Raw genomic sequence first — 20,262 nt, 5'->3', positions numbered from 1 at the left:
CCGGCTCCGGTCAGTTCGGGACGACCGTCGGCGCGTAACCGGCGTCCTGCAGGATCGCGAGAACCTGAGCGCGGTGCTCCTCACCGCGCGTCTCGACGCTCAGCTGCAGGATGACCTCGCTGATCTGCAGGCCCTGTCCGTGGCGGGTGTGCAGCACCTCGATCACGTTCGCTCCCACGACCGACAGCAGCTCGGACACCCGTGCGAGCTGACCGGGACGGTCGGGCAACGGGATCTGCAGGGTCATGTACCGACCGGATGCCGCCAGGCCGTGCGCGACGACGCGCTGCAGCAGCAGTGGGTCGATGTTCCCTCCCGAGAGGATCGCCGCGGTCGGTCCCGACGCGACGACCTTGCCGGTGAGGATCGCGGCCACTCCCACCGCGCCGGCGGGCTCGACGACCTGTTTCGCGCGCTCGATCAGCACCAGGATCGCGCGGGCGATGTCATCGTCGCTCACCGTGACGACCTCGTCCACGAGGTCACGGATGATGTCGAACGGGATCGTGCCGGGCCGCTTCACCGCGATCCCATCCGCGATCGTGGGCGACGTGTGCTCCGCGTCCAGCGGACGGCCGGCGAGGAGCGAGCCCGGGTATCCCGCGGAGTTCTCTGCCTGCACGCCGATGACCCGGATGCTGCGACCTTCGGCGGCGGCGCGCGCCTTCACGGCCGCGGCCACGCCGGCGGCGAGCCCTCCCCCGCCGATGCCGACGACGACGGTCTCGAGCCCGGGGATCTCATCCATGAGCTCGAGGCCCAGGGTCCCCTGGCCGAGGATGATGTCGTGGTTGTCGTAGGGGGGGATGAACACGGCGCCGGTGCGCTCGGCGAACTCCTGCGCGAGGCGGAGCGGCGTCTCGACCGTCGCCCCCTCGAGGATGACGTCCGCGCCGTATCCGCGCGTCGCGAGGAGCTTGGGTACCGGCACGCCCAGGGGCATGAAGATGGTGGCACGGATGCCGAGGGTCTGCGCCCCGAGGGCGACCCCCTGCGCGTGGTTGCCGGCGGACGCGGCGACGACGCCGCGGGCCCGTTCCTCCTCGGTGAGGCGGGACAGCCGGTAGGTCGCACCGCGGATCTTGAACGAGCCGGTGCGCTGAAGGTTCTCGAGCTTCAGGTGCACGGGGGCGCCGAGGACTCCCGACAGGAAGTCGGAGCCCTCCACGGGGGTGCGCGAGACGACACCGGCGAGCTCGGTCGCGGCGGCCTCGAACTCCGCCAGGGTGGGGGCGGCGATCTTCGCCTGTTCGCTCACGCGGTCATCCTCCTGCTTCGCGGCACGGTGCTCCAGATGAGGTCGTCAGGACCGGCATCCACGGGCTTCTCCCACCCTCGCCGCGAGAGGTAGAGCCAGACCACGTTGACGAAGGCCGCCAGCGGGACGGCGAACACCGCGCCCGCGATCCCGGCGATCATCGCGCCCCCTGCCACGGCCAGCACGACGGCCAGCGGGTGGACCTTGACGGCTGCCCCCATCAGGAGCGGTTGCAGGATGTGGCCCTCGATCTGCTGGACGCCGAGGACGATGACGAGCATCCAGAGGGCGATCCACGGCCCGTTGTAGACGAGGGCGAGGAACACGGCGAGAGCGCCCGTCAGCACCGCTCCCACGAAGGGGACGAACGCGCCGAGGAAGACCAGCACGCCGATCGGGGCCGCGAGCGGCACCCCGAGGAGGGCCGCGCCGACGCCGATGCCGATCGCGTCGATCGTGGCGACGAGCAGCTGCGTGCGGGCATAGGTGATCACCGTGCGCCATCCGGCCCGGCCGGCGCCGTCGACGGCGTCACGGGCGCGCTGGGGGAACAGCCGCACGACCCAGCGCCAGATGCCGCCGCCGTCGGCGAGGATGCAGATGAGGATGAACAGCGTCAGCAGGATGCCGGTCGCCACATGCCCGATCGTCGACCCGATCGCCAGCGCACCCGACCACAGCAGCTGCGCTTGCTCCTGGAGCATCCCGAAGCCCTGCCGGACGGCGTCGTCGATCTCGCGCCCGGTGAGGTGGAGCGGACCGTCGATGAGGTAGTCCCGGAACTGCCCGATCCCCGCGATCGTGCGGTTGCGAACGGATGCCGCATCCTGCGTGATCTGCCAGATCGCCACCCAGAGGAGTCCGCCGATGATGGCGACCGTGACGAGCAGGGTGATGATGAGCGCGAGCCAGCGCGGTAGACGCCGCAGCAGGAGGGTGAACATCGGCCACACGAGAGCGGTGATGAGGATCGCGGCCAGGAGCGGGATGATCAGCAGCCGCAGCTGGATGACGATCCAGACCATGACGGCGATCGCCGCCGCCAGGACGAGGAAGCGCCACGCGTAGGCAGTCGCGATCTTCAGGCCGCGCGGGACCGTCCCCGACACGTCGGTGGACACCGTGCGTGCACGGAGGGAGTCGAAGAAGCCGTTGCGGGGCTTGTCGTCGGTGCCGCTCACTGGCTCATCCTAGGACGCCCGGCCATGCGGGACGGCGCGCCTCCGCCCGGCGTCGCAGTCAGAACTGGATCCTCGGCGGCTCGGCGATCGCCGCACCGTCGACGACCTCGAAGAACTCCCGCTCACCGAAACCGAGCCGGCGGGCGAAGAGGTTGTTGGGGAACACCTTGATCTTCGTGTTCAGTTCGCGGACGCCGCCGTTGTAGAAGCGGCGCGACGCCTGAATCTTGTCCTCGGTGTCGACGATCGCCTGCTGGAGCTGGAGGAAGTTCTGGCTCGCCTGCAGCTGCGGATAGGCCTCCGCGACGGCGAACAGCGACTTGAGCGCCTGCTGCATGTGGCCCTCGGCCACACCCGCGTCCGCGGGCGTGGACGCCGTGAGCGTCTCGGCACGCGCCTGCGTCACGTTCTCGAAGACCGCCTTCTCGTGAGCGGCGTAGCCCTTGACCGTCTCGATGAGGTTGGGCAGCAGGTCCGCACGGCGCTTGAGCTGCACCGTGATGTCGCTCCACGCCTCATCCACCCTCACAGCCAGGGCGACGAGGGAGTTGTAGGTGGCCCACAGGTAGACGCCGACGATGACGAGGAGGGCGACGACGACGAGGACCGGGATGAGGTATTCCATGAATCTCCGATCGATAGCCTCATCATCCTAACGACGGGGACGTCTCCTGTGCGGACCGCGAGCGTCTGTTCCCAGGCGTTGCACACGGGATGCGGCTTGTAGGGTCGCAGGTGTGACGGGTCTGCAGACGCATCGCTCCCTCCGCCTCGCCCTCGTCGGGATCGTGGTGGCCATCGCGGCATCCGTCCTCTTCCAGATGGCGCAGGACGGTTGGGTGCCGCTCCCCTCGATCAGCGCCTACTTCTACTCCCCCGCCCGAGGCGTGTTCGTCGGCGGCCTCACCGCTGCGGCCGTCGCGCTGCTGGCACTGTCGGGACGCGATGCGGAGTCGATCCTGCTTGACGTCGCCGCCGTCTTCGCCCCGCTCATCGCCATCGTCCCGACCGGCTATCGCGAGAGGGCGTTCGTGCCCGACGACGTCCTGCCGACCGTCCGCAACGGCGTGGGCGTCTACATCGTGATGGTCGCGGCCGCCGTCGTCCTGGGGATCGTGCTCGCCGCCCGGGGTGGGATCGCACGGCGGCGGGTCGTGATCGTCGGGAGCATCGCGGTGGTCACCGCGGCCTCGCTGGGCGTCCTCACGTTCACGCCCGGACTCTCCCGGGGCTTTCCCTTCGCCGGGGGCGTCAACCTGCACCTCGTCGCGACCGTCTGCTTCTTCGCGATGTTCGCCGCCGTTCCGCTCGTCACCGTGTTCGGCGGCGGAGAGCGCCCCGCATCCGTCTACCGGCGGGTGTACACGGCCGTCGCGGTCGTCATGGTGGCGGCGCTCGTCCTGACGATCATCGCCGCGATCCGGCATCCCCAGACCGTCGGAGTGCTCATCGGCGAAGCGATCGCGCTCGGCGCCTTCGCCGTGTTCTGGACGACCCAAACGATCGAACGCTGGCGGGATTCCGATCCCCCCAGCATCCTGGCGGGATGAGACCGTACCCCCACTGGGACTCGAACCCAGACTGAAGCGATTTTAAGTCGCCTGCCTCTGCCATTGGGCTATGGGGGCCCGTGGCCAGGGTATCCCGGCCGCAACGAGAGCGACCCCCGGCCGGCAGGCGCCGGACGGGGGTCGTTCGAAGGGGGCGATCAGCTGGCGACCGTGCCGGTCTTCTCCGCGGCGACCGACTTCGGGTCGATCGGGGGTGTCTCGGGAGCCGCCGGGCGCGGACGCGACGCGAACCGCTCGAAGACCTCGCGCGGGTTCTGCAGCGTCTCGAGCGAGACGTTGTCGCGGCCGAGCCAGAAGTTCTGCCACCAGTCGCCGACGACGCGGAACTTGCGCTCGAAGGTGGGCATGGCCAGGCCGTGGTAGCCGCGGTGCGCGATCCAGGCGAAGAAGCCCTTGACGGCGATCTTGCCGGACTGGAACACGCCGTTGTAGAGACCGAGGCCGGCGACGGCGCCCAGGTTCTTGTGGAAGTACTCCTTGGGCTCCTCGCCCCGCAGCACGGCGACGACGTTCTTCGCGAGCAGCTTGCCCTGGCGGACGGCGTGCTGTGCGTTCGGGACGCAGAAGCCCCCCACACCGCCACCGCTCAGGTCGGGCACCGCAGCGACGTCGCCGGCCGCCCAGGCGCCCTCGACGAAGGCCTCGGGCGTTCCGACGCGGAGGTCGGCCCGCGTGTTGATGCGGCCGCGCTCCTCGACGGGGAGGTCGCTGCCGCGGACGACGGTCGGGTTCGCCATGACGCCAGCGGTCCAGATGATGACGTCGGTCGGGATGACCTGGCCGGTGGAGAGCTCGACGTTGCCGTCGACGGCGCCCTTCACCTGGGTGTCGAGGTGCACGTTCGCGCCGCGCTTGGCGAGGTCCTTCAGGACCCACTCGCTCGTCTTGAGCGACACCTCGGGCATGATGCGGCCCATGGCCTCGATGAGGTGGAAGTGGGTCTCCTCGAACGTGATGTTCGGGTAGTTCTTCAGCAGCGCACTGGCGAAGGCGCGCGTCTCGGCGAACACCTCGATGCCCGCGAATCCGCCGCCGACGACGACGACCGTGAGCAGGCGGTCCCGCTCGGGGCCGGCCGGGAGGTTCGCGGCGCGGTCGAAGTTGGTGAGGATGCGGTCGCGGATCGCGACGGCCTCTTCGACGGTCTTCAGCCCGATGGCGTTCTCGGCGATGCCGGGGATCGGGAAGGTGCGGGAGACGGCGCCGGCGGTGACGACGATCTGGTCGTACTGCTCCTGCCAGGGCTCGCCGTCCTCGGGGGTGACCGTGGCGGTCTTGCTCGCGTGGTCGATGCCGGTGATCTTCGCCGTCACGACGCGCGTGCGCTTCAGGTGACGACGGAGGCCGACCACCACATGGCGGGCTTCGATCTCGCCGGCCGCGACCTCGGGGAGGAACGGCTGGTAGGTCATGTACGGAAGCGGGTCGACGATCGTGACCTCGGCCTCACCCTTGCGGAGGTGCTTCTCGAGCTTCCACGCCGTGTAGAAACCGGCGTAGCCGCCTCCGACGACCAGAATCTTGGGCACAGTGGTAGTCACAGTCGGAAGAACTCCTTGATTCAACGGCTCGGCGGTCGCGGGGTGCGCGCCGATCGGATGCGCCGGGCAGCAGCGGTGACCCCGAGCACGACCAGTATAGTCCCCAGGCTGAGAACGACGAGCGGCACCGTACCGTAGCGCAGCGTGTCACTGCTCGGCAGCAAGGGGGACACGGCACCGCTCGGGGGCTCGGCTGCGGGAAGCGGCGCGACCTCGTACGGCGTCGGCGTGGCGCTCGGCGCGGGAGAGGACTCGGCGCGACGGTACAGGCGGATCCAGTCGCGCAGGTCGTCCGCGGGGTTCGCCGAGACCGGGGGGACGGACGCCGTCACCGCTTTGGCGGCGTTGATGAGACCGTATCCGTACAGCGCACTGGGTACCTTCTTCACCCGGTCGGAGGGGGTCGCCGTCTTGATGAGCCTGTTGATGACGTTGCCCGCGCTCAGCTCGGGGTGGGCCGAGCGGACCAGCGCGGCGACACCTGCCACGATCGGAGCGGCGCCGCTCGTCCCGTCCCAGATGACGAGGTCGCCGTTGGCGGAGACTCCCAGCAGTTCCTCGCTGGGGGCGGAGATGCCGATCGTGATGCCCTGAGTGGATGCCGTGTTGCTGGCGCGACCCTCGCGATCGACACCGCCGACGGTGAGGACGCCCGGGATCGTCGCCGGGGCGCCGACCTCCTCGGTGCCGCTCTCGCGATTGCCCGCGGCGACCACCACGACCACGTCGTGATCGAACGCATAGAGGAAGGCGTCATCCCACGCGCGATCCCAGTCGAGGGTGTTCGTGGTGAAGGAGAGGTTGATCACGTCTGCGCCATGGTCGACCGCCCAGCGGATCGCTTCGGCGACCTGATCGACGAAGGGCACGCTCGCGTTGTCTCCGAAGCCGATGGACAGCGACAGGAGGTCGGCTTCCGGCGCGACCCCCGTCATCCCCTTGTCGGGAGCGGTGCCGCGACCGGCCGCCAGGGACGCGACCCAGCTGCCGTGGTTGCGGTCCTCGTCACCGACGGGGGTGCGACCGTCGGCCGTGCCCACGCCTGAGAAGTCGGCCCCGCCGACGACGGCACCGTCGAGTTCCTTCGGGCCTCGTCCGATGCCGGTGTCGATGACGGCGATCGTCGTCCCGGCGCCCTTGGTCGTCTTCCAGGCGTCGGCGATGCCGTACTCCTTCAGCCAATACTCCATGTTCCGCACCGGGTCTATCGGGGCGGGCGACGGGGACGGCGTCGGTGCGGGCGCGGCGGCGGTCAGGAGGATGGACACCCCTACGACCGCGGCGGCGAGGGCGGCGCGGGCTCCCCTCATCCGGTCGTCCTCGGCGTCGCGCAGGTGCAGCGCTCGGGCGACCAGGTGCCGCGGGCGAGGGCGAGGTCGCCGATCGGGTTGACCCCGGGCCCGGCGGCGAGCGAATGGGCCGCGAGGGCGTGGAGGCACTTGACGCGGGTGGGCATGCCTCCCGCCGACACACCGGAGATCTCCTCGACCGAGCCGTGGACCTCCCGATCGGCGAGGTACGCGACGTGCGCGGCCATGTACGCGGCTGCGAGATCTTCGTCCGCGGCGAGGTCGTCGTTGAGCTCGCGCATGACCTGCGTGGCCTCCAGCGCCGACATGGCCGCCGTCGCCCCCGGGTGGGTGAGGTAGTAGAAGGTGGGGAACGGCGTGCCGTCGGGGAGCCGCGGCTCGGTGGCCACCACCGTCGGGTTGCCGCAGACGCAGCGCGCCGCGATGCCGATGACACCGCGCATGGGCCGGCCGAGCTGTTCACGCATGGTGTCGTGGTCGGCAGCGGAGGCGGGCATGAGCGTCGGATGGGGCACCGCTCAAGGGTACCCGGCGTCGCGCGCGGGGGCTGGGCGTCAGCCCGGGGCGACGGTCTTGGCCATGCCCGCCTCGGTCACCGACCGCAGGAACTGGGTCATCCAGTCGTGCCGGGTCTCCTGCACACTCCCGCTGACGGGGCGCTGCTCGGGCTGGATCGTGTTCGAGGGCAGATCGTCCGCGACGAGGTAGACGACCTCGCCGGGGCGCCGGTAGTACAGCCGCTCTCGCGCCTGCGCGACGATGTACGCCTCGTCACGCCAGCGTTCGCGTTCCGTCTTCAGCTGCGCGATCTCGTCCTGCGTCGCCTTCACGTCGTGCGTGAGCGCGGCGATCTGCTGCCGCTGATCGACGTAGGTGCCGATCGTCGGCACGAGCACGAAGGCCGCCAGCACGACGAGGCCGAGCATGATCCCCATGAACCCCGACATCCGGATGCCGCCGACCCAGTCCCGGACGTCCACGCGACGCGTCGTGGAGCCCGCGTCGCGGGCGCGCCGACCGCGGGAGACACGGGAAGGGGGAGCCGATGGCGTGTCCATGGCTCCCCCTTCTCGTGGATGTCGGTGCAGTGCGCTCGCGGGTCAGGCGGTGAAGCGCGGGAATGCGGCGGCGCCGATGAACTCCGCTGCCTCGCCCAGGTCTTCCTCGATGCGCAGAAGCTGATTGTACTTCGCGACGCGCTCGCTCCGAGCGGGCGCGCCCGACTTGATCTGACCCGAGTTCACCGCGACGGCGAGATCGGCGATGGTGGTGTCCTCGGTCTCGCCGGAGCGGTGCGAGAGCATCGTGGTGTAGCCGGCGCGGTGCGCGACATCGATTGCGTCGAGCGTCTCGCTGAGCGTGCCGATCTGGTTCACCTTGACGAGGAGCGAGTTGGCCGCTCCCCGCTTGATGCCGTCGGACAGACGCTGCGGGTTGGTGACGAACAGGTCGTCGCCGACGAGCTGCACCTTCTTGCCGAGGCGCTCGGTGAGAGCGGTCCAGTTGTCCCAGTCGTCCTCGGCCAGCGCGTCCTCGATCGTGACGATCGGGAACGAGTCGACGAGGTCGGCGTAGTAGTCGACGAGCTGCTCAGCGGACCAGTCCTTGTTCTCGAGGCGGTAGACACCGTCGTTGAAGAACTCGGTGGCGGCGACGTCGAGGCCGAGGGCGATCTCTCGCCCGGGGGTGAAGCCGGCCTTCTCGATCGCCTTGACGAGGAAGTCGAGGCCCTCGCGGTTGCTGGGGAGATCGGGTGCGAAGCCGCCCTCGTCGCCCAGGCCCGTGGCGTAGCCGGCGGCCTGCAGTTCCTTCTTCAGGACCTGGTACACCTCGGCGCCCCAGCGGAGCGACTCGGAGAAGCTCTCGGCGCCGATGGGGGCGAGGAAGAACTCCTGCATGTCGATGCCGTTGTCGGCGTGCTCGCCGCCGTTGATGACGTTGAACAGCGGCACGGGCAGGACGCGCGCGTTGGGTCCGCCGAGGTACCGGTAGAGCGGGAGGTCGGCGCTGTCGGCGGCGGCCTTGGCCACGGCGAGCGAGACGCCGAGGATGGCGTTCGCACCGGTGCGCGACTTGTTCTCGGTGCCGTCGGTCGCGATGAGGATCTCGTCGACGATGCGCTGCTCGCTGGCCTCGACGCCCTCGATGGCGGGTCCCAGCTCGTCGATGACGGCGTTCACGGCCTTGAGGACGCCCTTGCCGCCGTAGCGGCTCTTGTCGCCATCGCGGAGTTCGTACGCCTCGAAGGCGCCGGTGGACGCGCCGGAGGGGACGGCTGCGCGCTGGACGATGCCGTCGTCGAGCAGAACCTCCACCTCGACGGTCGGGTTGCCGCGCGAATCCAGGATCTCGCGTGCGCCTACTGCCTCGATCAATGCCACGGGGGTTTCTCCTTGCTTGTGGAGGATGGAACGGGAGCGTCGTCGGTCCGTCATCGAGTCTAGTGAGGCGAGGGATGCCGCACAGGACCGCGCGTCACACGAGGAGCGCGATGGCCACGCCGTCCCAGCCCTTGCGGTCGAGGGTCTGGAGCGCCGTCGCCTCGAACCGCGGATCGTCGCGGAGCATCTCGAGCCCCGCCCGGACGCCGTCGACCTGAGCCCCGGCATCCGTCTCGACGACATGACCGGAACGCACGACGTTGTCGACGACGACCACCGTCCCTGGGCGACCGAGCCGCGCGGCCCAGTCGAGGTACAGCGCGTTGGATTCCTTGTCGGCATCGATGAAGACGAGGTCGAAGGGCTCATCGCCGGCGAGGGTCGGGAGGACGTCCGCACCGCGCCCTTCACGCACCTCGACCCGGTCGGCGACACCGGCGCGAGCCAGGTTGCGGCGCGCGACCTCCGCGTTGTGCGGTTCGGCCTCGATCGTCACGACGCGCCCACCCGCGGGCAGAGCGCGGGCGAGCCAGATCGTGGAGTACGCGCCGAGGGTTCCGACCTCGAGGACGCGCCGGGCACCGGCGATCCGCGCCAGCAGGTGCAGGAGCTTCCCTGTGAGGGGCGCCACCTCGATCTCCGGCATCCCCTCGTCGGCCAGGGACGCGATCGAGGCGGACAGCGCCTCGTCGGGGGCGACCAGGGTGCCCGTCAGGTACGCGTCGACGTCGTTCCACCGCTCGGCGGTGGGGTCGTGGGGAGAGGGATGCGCCATGCCGCCACTCAATCGCCCCGCCGCCCGGCCGTCAATGCGGCGTAGGCGTTCAGCAGCCCCGCGGCGGTGGCCGCGTCGTCGACGGTGACCGTGAGCGTCTGCCCGTCGCGGCGGTGCACGCGGACGCCCTCACCCCTTCGGAGGACGACGCCGCGGCCCTGCGCCGACCGGCGGATGCCCCACCCGCCGAACTCGCCCATGGGCGACACCTGGACGACCTCGGCCGACATGACGTTGTCGATCGGGACATGGACGCGGGGCCATCCGGCGGCCGACACCGCGGTGAGACCTTCGGGGTCGACGCGCACGTGGTAGCGGAGCGTCACGGCGAACAGGACCGCGAGCACGATGACGACGCCGAGCGAGATCCACGACGCCGCGGGGTCCGCCAGGAGCACGACCGGCACCGCCGCGGCGACCCCGATGACGGTGACGACCGAGAGCACGACGACTCCCGCGCGGGCCAGCGAGACGCCCTGCAGCCAGACCACCCGCTCCCCCGGTCGGACGTCCACCTCGGCGGAGGTGCCGCCCGGGGTGGGGCGCCACGGTGCGTGGGGTTGGATCGCCCATCCCACGGCGCCGGCGGCGAGCGCGGCGATCATGACGCCGGGCAGCAGGAGCGGGGGCAGCACCGCGGCGGCATCCGCTCGTCCCGTCTGGATGCCGAGGGTCGCCGCCCCCAGCCCCGCCACGAGCACCGCGATGAAGACCGCCACGGCGCCGAGCAGCCGGTACGAGGAACCGTGATCGCCCCGACGGAGACCACCGACGCCCAGGGCGAAGACCGCCACAGGGATCGCGCCTCCGATGAGAGCGGTGACGAGGGGCATCAGCCAGGACGGCGAGAAGCCGTTGGCCCGCCCGGTCCACCCCCAGTGGGTGGCGATGGTCGGCGGGACCTGCGGCAGCAGGACGAGTTGCACGGCGATCGAGGCGACGACGACGACGACCGGGATCACGAGAGCGACGAGGGTGAACCGGCGGCGGACGACGGTCGGGCGGTCAGTGGTCACGAGCAGCCTCCTTGACGAGGGCGGACAGGGTGTCGGGCGACACGCCGAGGGATCGTGCGCGGTCGACCAGAGCGGTGATCTCCGCCCCGAGGCCGGCGAGGGCCGCACCGGCAGGGGTCACGACGGCGCCCCTGCCGCGGCGGAGGTCGACGAGCCCTTCGTCGCGGAGATCCTGGTAGGCGTGAAGCACGGTGTGGAGGTTCACCCGGAGCGCGTCGGCCACTTCGCGTGCGGCCGGGAGCCGCTCGCCGTCACTCAACCGGCCGGCGGTGATGTCGGCGCGGAGGGCATCGGCGATCTGCGCGAACAGCGGCACCGAGCTCTGGGGGTCGACACGGATCAACATGCACTAATTATAGCGCAACTATAACTATCAAGATGTTCTCCTCGGTTCGGTACGCTCACGCCGTGTCCTCCCCCGCCCTCGCTCGTCGTCTCGGGCTCGCGGACGCCGTGGTCATCGGTCTCGGCGCGATGATCGGCGCCGGGGTCTTCGCCGCGTTCGTCCCTGCGGCGCAGGCGGCCGGGACGGGACTCCTCGTCGGGCTCGGGATCGCCGCACTCGTCGCCTTCGGCAACGCCACCTCGACGGCGCAGCTCGCGGCGGTGCATCCGACATCCGGCGGCGTCTACGCACACGGGCGCGCGGAACTCGGACCCTGGTGGGGCTTCATCGCCGGGTGGGGCTTCGTGATCGGGAAGACCGCCAGCTGCGCGGCGATGGCCCTGACGTTCGCCGCCTATGTCGCTCCCGCCGGGTGGGAACGCCCCGTCGCCGCGGGGGCGGCCCTCGCCCTCGGCGCGGTGAACCTCTTCGGCATCACCCGCACCGCTCAGGTGGCACGCATCCTCGTGACCATCGTTCTGCTGGTGCTCGGCGTCACCGCCGTCGCCGGGTTCGCCTCGCCGCCTGCGCAGACGGCGGCGACGGCGTCGGGGTGGTTCGGCCAGGGGTGGTTCGTCTCGGGGCCGCTCGGCATCCTCCAGGCGGCCGGGCTCCTGTTCTTCGCCTTCGCGGGGTACGCCCGCATCGCGACCCTCGGCGAGGAGGTCAGGGACCCCGCGAGGACGATCCCGCGGGCGATCGTCCTCGCCTTCTGCGGCGCACTGGTCGTGTACGCCGTGATCGGCGTCGCCGCCCTCCGCGTCCTCGGCCCGGACGGCCTCGCCGCCGCGACCGCACCCCTCGTCGACGTCGTCCGCGCCGCAGGGTGGGATGCCGCCGCCCCGATCGTCCGCGTCGGTGCGGCCGCGGCATCCCTCGGCGCCCTGCTCGCCCTCATCGCCGGGATCGGACGGACCTCGTTCGCGATGGCCCGGGAGGGCGACCTGCCGCGGTTGCTCGCGGCGGTCGACCCGCGGTGGCACGTGCCGCGGAACGCCGAGATCGCCGTCGTCGCGGTGGTCGTGGCCATCGTCCTGCTCGGCGACGTCCGAGGGGCGATCGGCTTCTCGTCGTTCGGCGTCCTGACGTATTACCTCGTCGCGAACATCGCGGCCTTCCGACAGCGGGGCGGAGCGCGGCGCTACCCGCGCATCCTGCAGGTCCTGGGCGGGGCCGGATGCGTCGCGCTCGTGGTCACCCTGCCATGGCCGTCTGTCCCCGTCGGGATCGCCGTGCTAGTGGTGGGACTGGGATATCGGATGCTGCGCCTTCGACGCCGGGCTGCCTGAGGGCGTCCCTCACGACCGGGACGAGCGCCTCCGCCGTCCGGCGATATCCGAGGGCGCTCGGGTGGAAGCGATCCAGGCTGAACATGCCGTCGGGGTCGATGCGGAAGAAGGGTCCAACGGCCCGTCGCAGGGACACGACCCCCGCCCCCTCCGCGCGGGCACGGTCTGCCTGCGCCGCAGCGAGCTGCTGCGACGCGCGCGACCCGATCGTCCGCAGCGGCTGCGGCACGGCACGGAGCGCGCCGAGGTCGGGGCAGGTTCCCACGACCACCGCCGCGCCCGTCCTCCGGAGGCGGCGGACGGCATCGGCGAGGTGTCCGGTCGCCACCGGCACCGGCACGCGGTGCGTGACGTCGTTGCCGCCCACGACGATCACGGCGACGTCGGCGCGGTAGTCCTTGGGGAGCGAGGCGAGCTGCCCGGCGAGGTCGGCCGATTCGGCGCCGACCACGGCGGCCGTCCGCAGTCGGACGGGACGGTCGAGCTCGCCGGCGAGGCCCTTCGCGAGTCGGCCGCCGAGCGTCTCCTTGCGGTGCTGGGCCCCGAGCCCGGCAGCGATGGAGTCGCCGAGGAGCAGGAGGTCGACCGGCTCACCGCCCAGGCCCGGCCGCCACACGCGGTCGGCCTCGGGCGGAGCGTCGCCGAGCGGCTTGCCGATGCGCCGCCGGGCGATCGCGGCTTGCCGCGCCAAGCCGGCACGGGCGCCCAGCAGCAGTGCGCCGGCGACCCCTCCGGCGGAGGCGATCAGGGTGAGTCGGGCCGGAACCCGCGTCGATCGTGGCACCCGCTGAGCACACACCCCGACGGTGAACGTCGCACGACGTCCCGGTGACGAGTCGGGGACGTCAGGCGCTTCCCGGTGAGCGCAGCGTGTCGATGGCGCCGGCGATCCGCTTCTCGCGGGTCTCCGCCTTCTTCGCCTCGACGACGGAGCGCACCATCTCCTTCCGGCGCGACGGCGCCAGGGCGTCGAAGGCGGCGCGGACCTGCGGCTCGGCATCCAGAGCGCGTTCCAGGTCTTCCGGGACCTCGACGGCACGATCCTCGCCGTCGAGGTCGATCTGCGCATCGACCTCGTCGCCGATCTCGACGCCGAGCTCCGCGCGCGCGGCCTTCGACATGCCGATGAGGTTTCGCCCGCCCATGACGCTCAGCCGCAGGCGTGCACGTCGCCCCCCGATCGTGACGACGACCGCGGCGCGCTTGCCGCCGCCGAGGTCCTCGACCTGCTCGTCGGTCAGTTCGATCGCGGTCGCGGGCCCGTTCTTCGGCAACACCGTGCGGACGTGGAGGGTCATGGCCGCACGCTAGCAGCGCGGACCCGCCGTGTCACCCGAGGGGGCGCGTCTCGAGCGCCGACGATTCGGCGCCGGCCGATACGGTCGCGAACGACGTGTAGCCGTCGGCCGCGGAGCGCTCCAGCAGACCCTTGAGGTTCTTCGTGCGCTGCTCGAGGCGCACGCGGGCACCCTGCGAGACGAAGAAGGCCTTGTGGGTCGCCAGTTCCACGAGCGGGACGTCGCGATCGGCGATGAGGACGACGGCAGCGGATGCCGCATCCTCGGCCGCTCCCACGAGATCGACGATCCGCTCGAAGCCGATCGAGAACCCGACAGCGGGCACGTCCTGCCCGAGGAAGCGTCCGATCATGCCGTCGTAGCGACCACCGCCGCCGAGCGAGTACGACACCGACGGGTGCGCGAGCTCGTAGATCGTGCCGGTGTAATACCCCATGCCGCGCACGAGGAACGGGTCGAAGCGCAACGGCACGTCCGTCTCGCCGCGGGCGGCGGCGACGGCCTCGCCGATGCCGACCAGGTGCGCGACCACGTCATCGGGGACCCCGGCGGGCAGCGCCTTGCGGATCTGCGCCTCGCCGAACGGGAGGTACTCGCGAGTCTGCGGGCGGGTCAGGAACGCCTCCAGCGCGGCGACGGCGGGCTCGTCCGCGCCCCGGCCGCGGAGCTCGGCGACGACGCCCTCGGCACCGACTTTGTCGAGCTTGTCGATCGTGATGAGGACACCCGCGCGGTCGGCGTCGGCGAAACCGAAGACCGCAAGCATCGCGTCGAGCGCGCGGCGGTCGTTGATCCGGATCGTGCCGCCCTCGAGGCCGAGCGCATCGAGGACGTCCAGGCTCGCGGTGAGGAGCTCCACCTCGGCGCGCGGCGTCGCGTCGCCGATGATGTCGATGTCGCACTGCACGAACTGGCGGTAGCGACCCTTCTGGGGACGCTCCGCACGCCAGACGGGCGCGATCTGGATCGCGCGGAACACCGACGGGAGCTGAGCCCGGTTGGTCGCGTAGAAGCGCGCGAGCGGCACGGTCAGGTCGTAGCGCAGACCGAGGTCGGACAGCGCCGCCGGGTCGCCCGCGGCATCCCGGATCGCGTCGGCGTCGAGACCGCGGCGGAGGACGTTGAACGCGAGCTTCTCGTTGTCGCCGCCGATCCCCGCGTGCAGACGCTCGTAGTCCTCGACGACGGGCGTCTCGATCTCGTCGAACCCGTGGGCGCGGTAGCGGTCACGGATGACGGCCAGGACGCGCTCGCGGCGGGCCTTGTCGGCGGGGAGGAAGTCGCGCATACCGCGCGGCGGGTTCACGGAGGGCACGGGTCCATTCTTCCAGACCGCGACGAGACGTCAGGAGGACTCGGCCGCACGCACCGCGTCGGCGAGGGTGCGCAGGCGCTGCCGCAGGGCGCGCTCGGCATCCCATCCCTCCGAACGGGCGAAAGCCACGAGGGCGAGGAGCGCGTCACCGAGCTCGGCTTCGCTCGCGAGCGCCGCCGGGGCCGGGGCGGGGATCACGTCCACCTGCGCCGCCTTCCCCAGCATCTTCTGGGCGAGCGCGAGCGACGGCATGTGCGTCGACACCCCGTCGAGCACGCTCGTGCGCGTCTTCTTCTCGGCGGCCTTCGCGGCGTTCCAGTGGACGAGGACCTCCTCGGGCGTGGTGGCGATCGCGTCGCCGAACACGTGCGGGTGCCGGCGGATCATCTTCTCGGCGAGCGCGTCCGCGACGTCGTCGATGTCGAAGGGGTCACTCTCATCCCGGGACGCGATCTCGGCGTGGAAGAGCACCTGCCAGAGCAGGTCGCCGAGCTCCTCCTTGAGGTCGTCGCGCGTTCCCGTCTCGACGGCGTCGACGAGCTCGGCCGCCTCCTCCTGCAGGTACGGGACGAGGTCGTCGTGGCCGATCCGCTGCGTCCAGACGCACCGGTCGCGGACGGCGTGCATCGTCAGAGCGGCGCGGCGCAGGCCGTTCGATGCGGGCAGGGAGTCTGGCATGACCGCAACGATACGAGGGATGCCGGGCCGCGGCATCCGTGCACCGCCCGACGTACCCTGGTCCGATGACTTCCCCCGTCTCCACCGTGTCCGCGGCCGGCGGGACCCGCGTCTCGATGTTCACGCTCTCCACGTTCGTCGTGGGATCGATGATCGGCGCCGGGGTCTTCTCGCTCCCCTCGACCTTCGCCGAGTCGACCGGTGTCGCCGGCGCGCTCATCTCGTGGGCGATCGCGGGAAGCGGGATGCTGATGCTCGCCCTCGTCTTCCACCGGTTGGCGCTCCGCCGTCCCGACCTCGACGCCGGGATCTTCAGCTACGCGAAGGCCGGTTTCGGCAACTACCTCGGCTTCTTCGCGGCGTTCGGTTACTGGGCGAGTGCATGCGTCGGCAACGTCTTCTACTGGGTGTTCATCACCTCCACCCTCGGCGGCGTCTTCCCCGCCCTCGGCGAGGGCAACACGGTCCTCGCCGTGGCGGTCTCCTCGGTCGGCATCTGGCTGTTCTTCCTGCTCATCCGCCGCGGTGTACGGCAGGCGGCCTCGCTCAACCGCATCGTGACGGTGGCCAAGGTCCTGCCGATCGTCGTCTTCGTCGTGCTCTGCCTGACGGTGTTCGACCCCGCCGTCTTCGCCGCGAACTGGGGCGGCGGCGACATGACCGGTCTCGGCGAGCAGATCCGGGCGACGATGCTCGTCACGGTGTTCGTCTTCATCGGCATCGAGGGCGCGAGCGTCAACTCCCGCCACGCCCGCCGTCGCAGCGACGTCGGGCGGGCGACCGTCCTCGGGTTCCTGAGCGTCCTCGCCGTCTTCGCCTCCGTGACGATCGTGTCGTACGGCATCCTGCCCCGCAGCGATCTCGCCGGGCTGCGGCAACCTTCGATGGGTGGCGTGCTCGAGCAGGCGGTCGGCGGCTGGGGCGCGGTCTTCGTCGCCGTGGCGCTCATCGTCGCCGTGCTCGGCGCCTATCTCGCATGGACGCTGATGGCCGCCGAGGTCCTCCTGTCGGCGGCGCAGGCCGGCGATCTGCCGGCCTTCCTGCGCCGCACGAACCGGAACGACACGCCCATCGGCGCGCTGACCCTCTCGACCGTGCTCGCGCAGGTGATGCTCGTCGTCGTCCTGTTCGCGCAGAACGCGTTCGACGCCGCGCTCGAGCTCACGAGCGCGCTCGTCCTCATCCCGTTCTTCCTCTCGGCGGCCTACGGGCTGAAGCTCGCGATCCAGGACGGTGCGTCCCGCCGTGCGGGCGAACTCATCGTCTCCGCCGCCGCGACGCTCTACACGGCCTACCTGCTCTGGGCGGCCGGGCTCACCTACCTGCTGCTGTGCCTCGTCATCATCGTGCCGGGCACCGTCCTGTACGTGATCGGGCGTCGCGAGCAGAAGGCCCGCGTCTTCACCCCCGTCGAGCTCGGGCTGTTCGTCCTCGCCGCGGCCGGAGCGGTGATCGCCGTCATCCTCATCGCCACCGGGGCGATCTCGATCTGATCCGACCGCGGGTCGGCGTCGTGCGCCGTCATGGTGTCAGGAAGCCCCGAGAACCCCCGCTAGCGTGAGACGGTGCACGAACTCACGAACACCGAAGCGATCGACCTCGTCGGACGGTACGAGGCCGAGCAGAAGATCCCCGAACAGATGCGCGCCGACGTGCGCGTCCTCGGCTCGCTCCTGGGCCGCGTGCTCCGTGAGAGCGGCTCGCCGGGCCTGTTCGAGGATGTCGAGCGCCTGCGCATCGCCACGATCCAGGCCTACACCGACGACACTCCCGAGGCGTTCGCGCGGGCGGCCGCCATCGCCGACTCGTACACGCTCGAGCGGGCGGAGGAGGTCGCGCGGGCCTTCACCTGCTACTTCCACCTCGTGAACCTCGCCGAGGAGCACCAGCGCGTCCGCATCCTCCGCGAGCGCGGCGGCCGCGTCGAGGAGAAGGACGCGAGCGACTCGATCACCGCCGCCTACCGGAGCCTGGCCGAAGAGATCGGTGAGGATGCCGCCCGCGAGCGCCTGCAGGGTCTTCGCTTCCACCCGGTCTTCACGGCGCACCCGACCGAGGCCCGTCGCCGCGCGGTCTCCTCCAGCATCCGGCGTCTCGCCGAGCTCCTCGCCGACCGCGACACGACCGACGCCGACAGCGCTGACCGCCGCCGCGCGGAGCGTCGCATGCTCGAAGAGGTCGACACGCTGTGGCGGACCGCGCCGCTGCGCTCCGAGAAGCCGTCGCCGACCGACGAGGTCCGTTCGGTCATGGGCGTCTTCGACGAGACCCTCTACACCGCGATACCGCACGTGTACCGCCGCGTCGACGACGCGCTGCAGGGCGAGGATGCCGGGGCCCGCCCGCCCCTCGTCCGCCCGTTCGTGCGCATCGGCTCGTGGGTCGGCGGCGACCGCGACGGCAACCCGTTCGTGACGGCGAAGACGACCCGCAAGGCCGCCGCCATCGCGAGCGAGCACGTGCTCCTGGGCCTCGAGCGGACAGCGGGCCGCGTCGGACGCACCCTGACCCTGGACGCGACGTCAACCCCGCCGACGGCCGCCGTCCGGGCGCTGTGGCAGAAGCTCAAGGACGCCGACGAGGATGCCGCGGCGGAGATCGCCAAGCGCTCCCCCAACGAGCCGTACCGCCGCATCCTGCTGCTGCTCGCCCGCAAGATCGCGGCGACCCGCACCCGGAACGCCGACCTCGCCTACGCCGACCCGGAGCACCTGCTCGCGGACCTGCGGACCGTGCAGGACGCGCTCGTCCAGGCCGGTGCGCCCCGCCAGGCCTACGGTCACCTGCAGCAGCTGATCTGGCAGGTCGAGACGTTCGGCTTCCACCTGGCCGAGCTCGAGGTGCGTCAGCACTCCGCCGTGCATGCGAAGGTCCTCGCCGAGCTCGAGCAGGGCGGGTCCGAACGGTCGGAGCTGGCCGAAGAGGTGCTCGAGGTCTTCCGCACGATCGCGTTCCTGCAGGAGCGCTACGGCCCCCGCGCCGCGGGACGCTACATCGTCTCCTTCACCCGCTCGGCCGACGATCTCGCCGCCGTGCACACGCTCGCGCGGCACGCCGTCGGCCCCGACGGCACTCCCCCGGTGCTCGACGTGATCCCGCTGTTCGAGACGTTCGCGGACCTGCAGGCGGCCCCCGGCATCCTGGCGGAGATCGTGGAGCACCCGCAGTTCGTGTCGCGCCTCGCGGCGACGGGACGGCGCCTCGAGGTCATGCTCGGGTACTCCGACTCGTCGAAGGACGTGGGGCCCGTCGCCGCGAACCTCGCGCTGTACGAGGCTCAGGCCGAGATCTCGGCGTGGGCGGTCGCACAGGGCATCGAGCTCACCCTCTTCCACGGTCGCGGTGGTGCCCTCGGGCGCGGTGGCGGCCCCGCGAACTCCGCGATCCTGGCGCAGCCGCCGCACTCCGTCGACGGCCGGTTCAAGCTGACCGAGCAGGGCGAGGTCATCTTCGCCCGCTACGGCGACCGCTCGATCGCGATGCGCCACATCGACCAGGTCGCCGGGGCGATGCTCATGGCGTCGGCACCGTCGATCGAGGAGCGCAACCGGTCGGCCGCCGAACGATACGCCGACGTGGCCCGGATCATGGACGCGGCATCCCGGGAACGGTTCTTCTCACTCGTCAAGGCGCCCGGCTTCGCGCCGTGGTTCGCCCAGGTCACGCCGATGGAGGAGATCGGGCTGCTCGCGCTCGGGTCCCGGCCCGCGCGCCGCGGCCTGTCGGTCGAGTCCCTCGAGGACCTCCGCGCCATCCCGTGGGTGTTCGCATGGACGCAGGCGCGCATCAACCTCGCCGGCTGGTTCGGCCTCGGCACGGCGCTCGACGCCGTGGGCGACGAGGATGCGCTCCGCGAGGCGTACGAGCAGTGGCCGCTGTTCCGCACCCTCATCGACAACGTCGCCATGAGCCTCGCCAAGACCGACGACCGCATCGCGCGGCACTACCTCGAGCTCGGCGACCGCGACGACCTCGCGGCGCTCGTGCGCGACGAGATGGCCCTCACGCGCGCCTGGGTCGTGAAGCTCACCGGCGGGACCGAACTCCTCTCCAACCGTCCGGTCCTCGGCCGCGCGGTGAAGATGCGGAGCCCGTACGTCGACGCCCTGTCCCTCCTGCAGCTGCGGGCGCTCCGCGGCCTGCGCGACGCGGCGGGCGGCGAGGTCGACCCCGATCTGCAGCGTCTGCTGCTGCTCTCGGTATCGGGGGTCGCCGCCGGCCTGCAGAACACCGGCTGACCCCCCCTGCGATCGACGAACGCCCC

At 71.2% G+C, this 20,262-nt stretch carries 19 protein-coding genes and 1 tRNA gene; 4 read left to right on the top strand and 16 right to left on the bottom strand.

The genetic code is table 11. From position 1 onward, the window contains the following. Nucleotides 1-10: 10 nt before the first annotated feature. From ilvA to H286_RS0103020, 3 genes are read right to left on the bottom strand one after another with little or no spacing between them, the layout of a single operon-like run. Entirely contained in the window at nt 11-1,258 is a 1,248-nt protein-coding gene (gene ilvA / locus H286_RS0103030; RefSeq protein ID WP_018188336.1) for a threonine ammonia-lyase, read from the bottom strand. Then, complete coding sequence (locus H286_RS0103025; RefSeq protein ID WP_020097063.1) at nt 1,255-2,439, bottom strand: AI-2E family transporter; 1,185 nt, start codon at nt 2,437-2,439, stop codon at nt 1,255-1,257. Before H286_RS0103025 ends, ilvA begins: the two co-directional genes overlap by 4 nt. 58 nt (nt 2,440-2,497) lie before the next feature. After that, entirely contained in the window at nt 2,498-3,064 is a 567-nt protein-coding gene (locus H286_RS0103020; RefSeq protein ID WP_020097062.1) for a LemA family protein, read from the bottom strand. Between the two features lie 112 nt (nt 3,065-3,176). Here H286_RS0103020 and H286_RS0103015 point away from each other — a divergent pair, with 112 nt between their 5' ends. Then, a complete protein-coding gene (locus H286_RS0103015; RefSeq protein WP_020097061.1) occupies nt 3,177-3,989 on the top strand; it encodes a hypothetical protein in 813 nt (270 codons plus the stop codon). 5 nt (nt 3,990-3,994) lie between these two features. On the opposite strand, the gene H286_RS0103010 is transcribed toward H286_RS0103015, so the two are convergent. The 9 genes from H286_RS0103010 to H286_RS0102970 all read right to left on the bottom strand — a co-directional run bounded on the left by H286_RS0103010 (nt 3,995) and on the right by H286_RS0102970 (nt 11,379). Then, nucleotides 3,995-4,067: transfer RNA gene (locus H286_RS0103010), tRNA-Leu, on the bottom strand. 80 nt (nt 4,068-4,147) lie between these two features. Next, a complete protein-coding gene (locus H286_RS0103005) occupies nt 4,148-5,539 on the bottom strand; it encodes an NAD(P)/FAD-dependent oxidoreductase (RefSeq protein WP_018188340.1) in 1,392 nt (463 codons plus the stop codon). 32 nt (nt 5,540-5,571) lie between these two features. Then, a complete protein-coding gene (locus H286_RS0103000) occupies nt 5,572-6,861 on the bottom strand; it encodes a S8 family serine peptidase (RefSeq protein WP_020097060.1) in 1,290 nt (429 codons plus the stop codon). Beyond that, complete coding sequence (locus tag H286_RS0102995) at nt 6,858-7,328, bottom strand: DUF501 domain-containing protein (RefSeq protein WP_051090660.1); 471 nt, start codon at nt 7,326-7,328, stop codon at nt 6,858-6,860. Before H286_RS0102995 ends, H286_RS0103000 begins: the two co-directional genes overlap by 4 nt. Nucleotides 7,329-7,415: 87 nt before the next feature. After that, nucleotides 7,416-7,919 (bottom strand): FtsB family cell division protein, encoded by a 504-nt coding sequence (locus H286_RS0102990; RefSeq protein ID WP_231370874.1) that lies wholly within the window; start codon nt 7,917-7,919, stop codon nt 7,416-7,418. Between the two features lie 42 nt (nt 7,920-7,961). After that, nucleotides 7,962-9,242: a phosphopyruvate hydratase gene (eno, locus tag H286_RS0102985; protein WP_018188344.1), complete on the bottom strand. Its 1,281-nt coding sequence runs from the start codon at nt 9,240-9,242 to the stop codon at nt 7,962-7,964. Nucleotides 9,243-9,336: 94 nt separating this feature from the next. Continuing rightward, nucleotides 9,337-10,017 (bottom strand): O-methyltransferase, encoded by a 681-nt coding sequence (locus H286_RS0102980; RefSeq protein ID WP_020097057.1) that lies wholly within the window; start codon nt 10,015-10,017, stop codon nt 9,337-9,339. Nucleotides 10,018-10,025: 8 nt separating this feature from the next. Then, the gene (locus H286_RS0102975; protein WP_020097056.1) at nt 10,026-11,033 is read right to left on the bottom strand and encodes a DUF1648 domain-containing protein; all 1,008 of its coding nucleotides are present in this window, start codon (nt 11,031-11,033) and stop codon (nt 10,026-10,028) included. Next, on the bottom strand, nt 11,023-11,379 hold the full coding sequence (locus H286_RS0102970) for a GntR family transcriptional regulator (protein WP_018188347.1): 357 nt from the start codon (nt 11,377-11,379) through the stop codon (nt 11,023-11,025). Before H286_RS0102970 ends, H286_RS0102975 begins: the two co-directional genes overlap by 11 nt. Before the next feature lie 32 nt (nt 11,380-11,411). Here H286_RS0102970 and H286_RS0102965 point away from each other — a divergent pair, with 32 nt between their 5' ends. Continuing rightward, the gene (locus H286_RS0102965; RefSeq protein WP_020097055.1) at nt 11,412-12,707 is read left to right on the top strand and encodes an amino acid permease; all 1,296 of its coding nucleotides are present in this window, start codon (nt 11,412-11,414) and stop codon (nt 12,705-12,707) included. On the opposite strand, the gene H286_RS14760 is transcribed toward H286_RS0102965, so the two are convergent. From H286_RS14760 to H286_RS0102945, 4 genes are all read right to left on the bottom strand, one after another. Then, nucleotides 12,613-13,491: an SGNH/GDSL hydrolase family protein gene (locus tag H286_RS14760; RefSeq protein ID WP_331271194.1), complete on the bottom strand. Its 879-nt coding sequence runs from the start codon at nt 13,489-13,491 to the stop codon at nt 12,613-12,615. The genes H286_RS0102965 and H286_RS14760 overlap by 95 nt on opposite strands. A gap of 61 nt (nt 13,492-13,552) precedes the next feature. Next, a complete protein-coding gene (locus tag H286_RS0102955; protein ID WP_020097053.1) occupies nt 13,553-14,005 on the bottom strand; it encodes a YdeI/OmpD-associated family protein in 453 nt (150 codons plus the stop codon). 31 nt (nt 14,006-14,036) lie between these two features. Beyond that, nucleotides 14,037-15,293 carry a histidine--tRNA ligase gene (locus H286_RS0102950; RefSeq protein ID WP_020097052.1) on the bottom strand — a complete coding sequence of 419 codons (1,257 nt, stop codon included), beginning with the start codon at nt 15,291-15,293 and terminating at the stop codon, nt 14,037-14,039. A gap of 57 nt (nt 15,294-15,350) precedes the next feature. Next, nucleotides 15,351-15,998, bottom strand: a complete 648-nt coding sequence (locus tag H286_RS0102945) for a MazG family protein (protein WP_020097051.1) — start codon at nt 15,996-15,998, stop codon at nt 15,351-15,353. Between the two features lie 65 nt (nt 15,999-16,063). On the opposite strand from H286_RS0102945, the gene H286_RS0102940 reads away from it, so the two are divergent. Together H286_RS0102940 and H286_RS0102935 are read left to right on the top strand one after the other, a co-directional pair. Then, nucleotides 16,064-17,491 carry a basic amino acid/polyamine antiporter gene (locus H286_RS0102940; protein ID WP_028497372.1) on the top strand — a complete coding sequence of 476 codons (1,428 nt, stop codon included), beginning with the start codon at nt 16,064-16,066 and terminating at the stop codon, nt 17,489-17,491. Nucleotides 17,492-17,563: 72 nt separating this feature from the next. Continuing rightward, the gene (locus tag H286_RS0102935; protein ID WP_020097049.1) at nt 17,564-20,236 is read left to right on the top strand and encodes a phosphoenolpyruvate carboxylase; all 2,673 of its coding nucleotides are present in this window, start codon (nt 17,564-17,566) and stop codon (nt 20,234-20,236) included. Nucleotides 20,237-20,262 lie beyond the last annotated feature (26 nt).

The organism is Microbacterium sp. 11MF, from assembly GCF_000383475.1.
In the GTDB taxonomy this organism is placed as follows: Bacteria; Actinomycetota; Actinomycetes; order Actinomycetales; family Microbacteriaceae; genus Microbacterium; species Microbacterium aquilitoris.
Note: the sequence above shows the minus strand (reverse complement) of the source record. Positions and strands in the feature narration are given on the sequence as shown.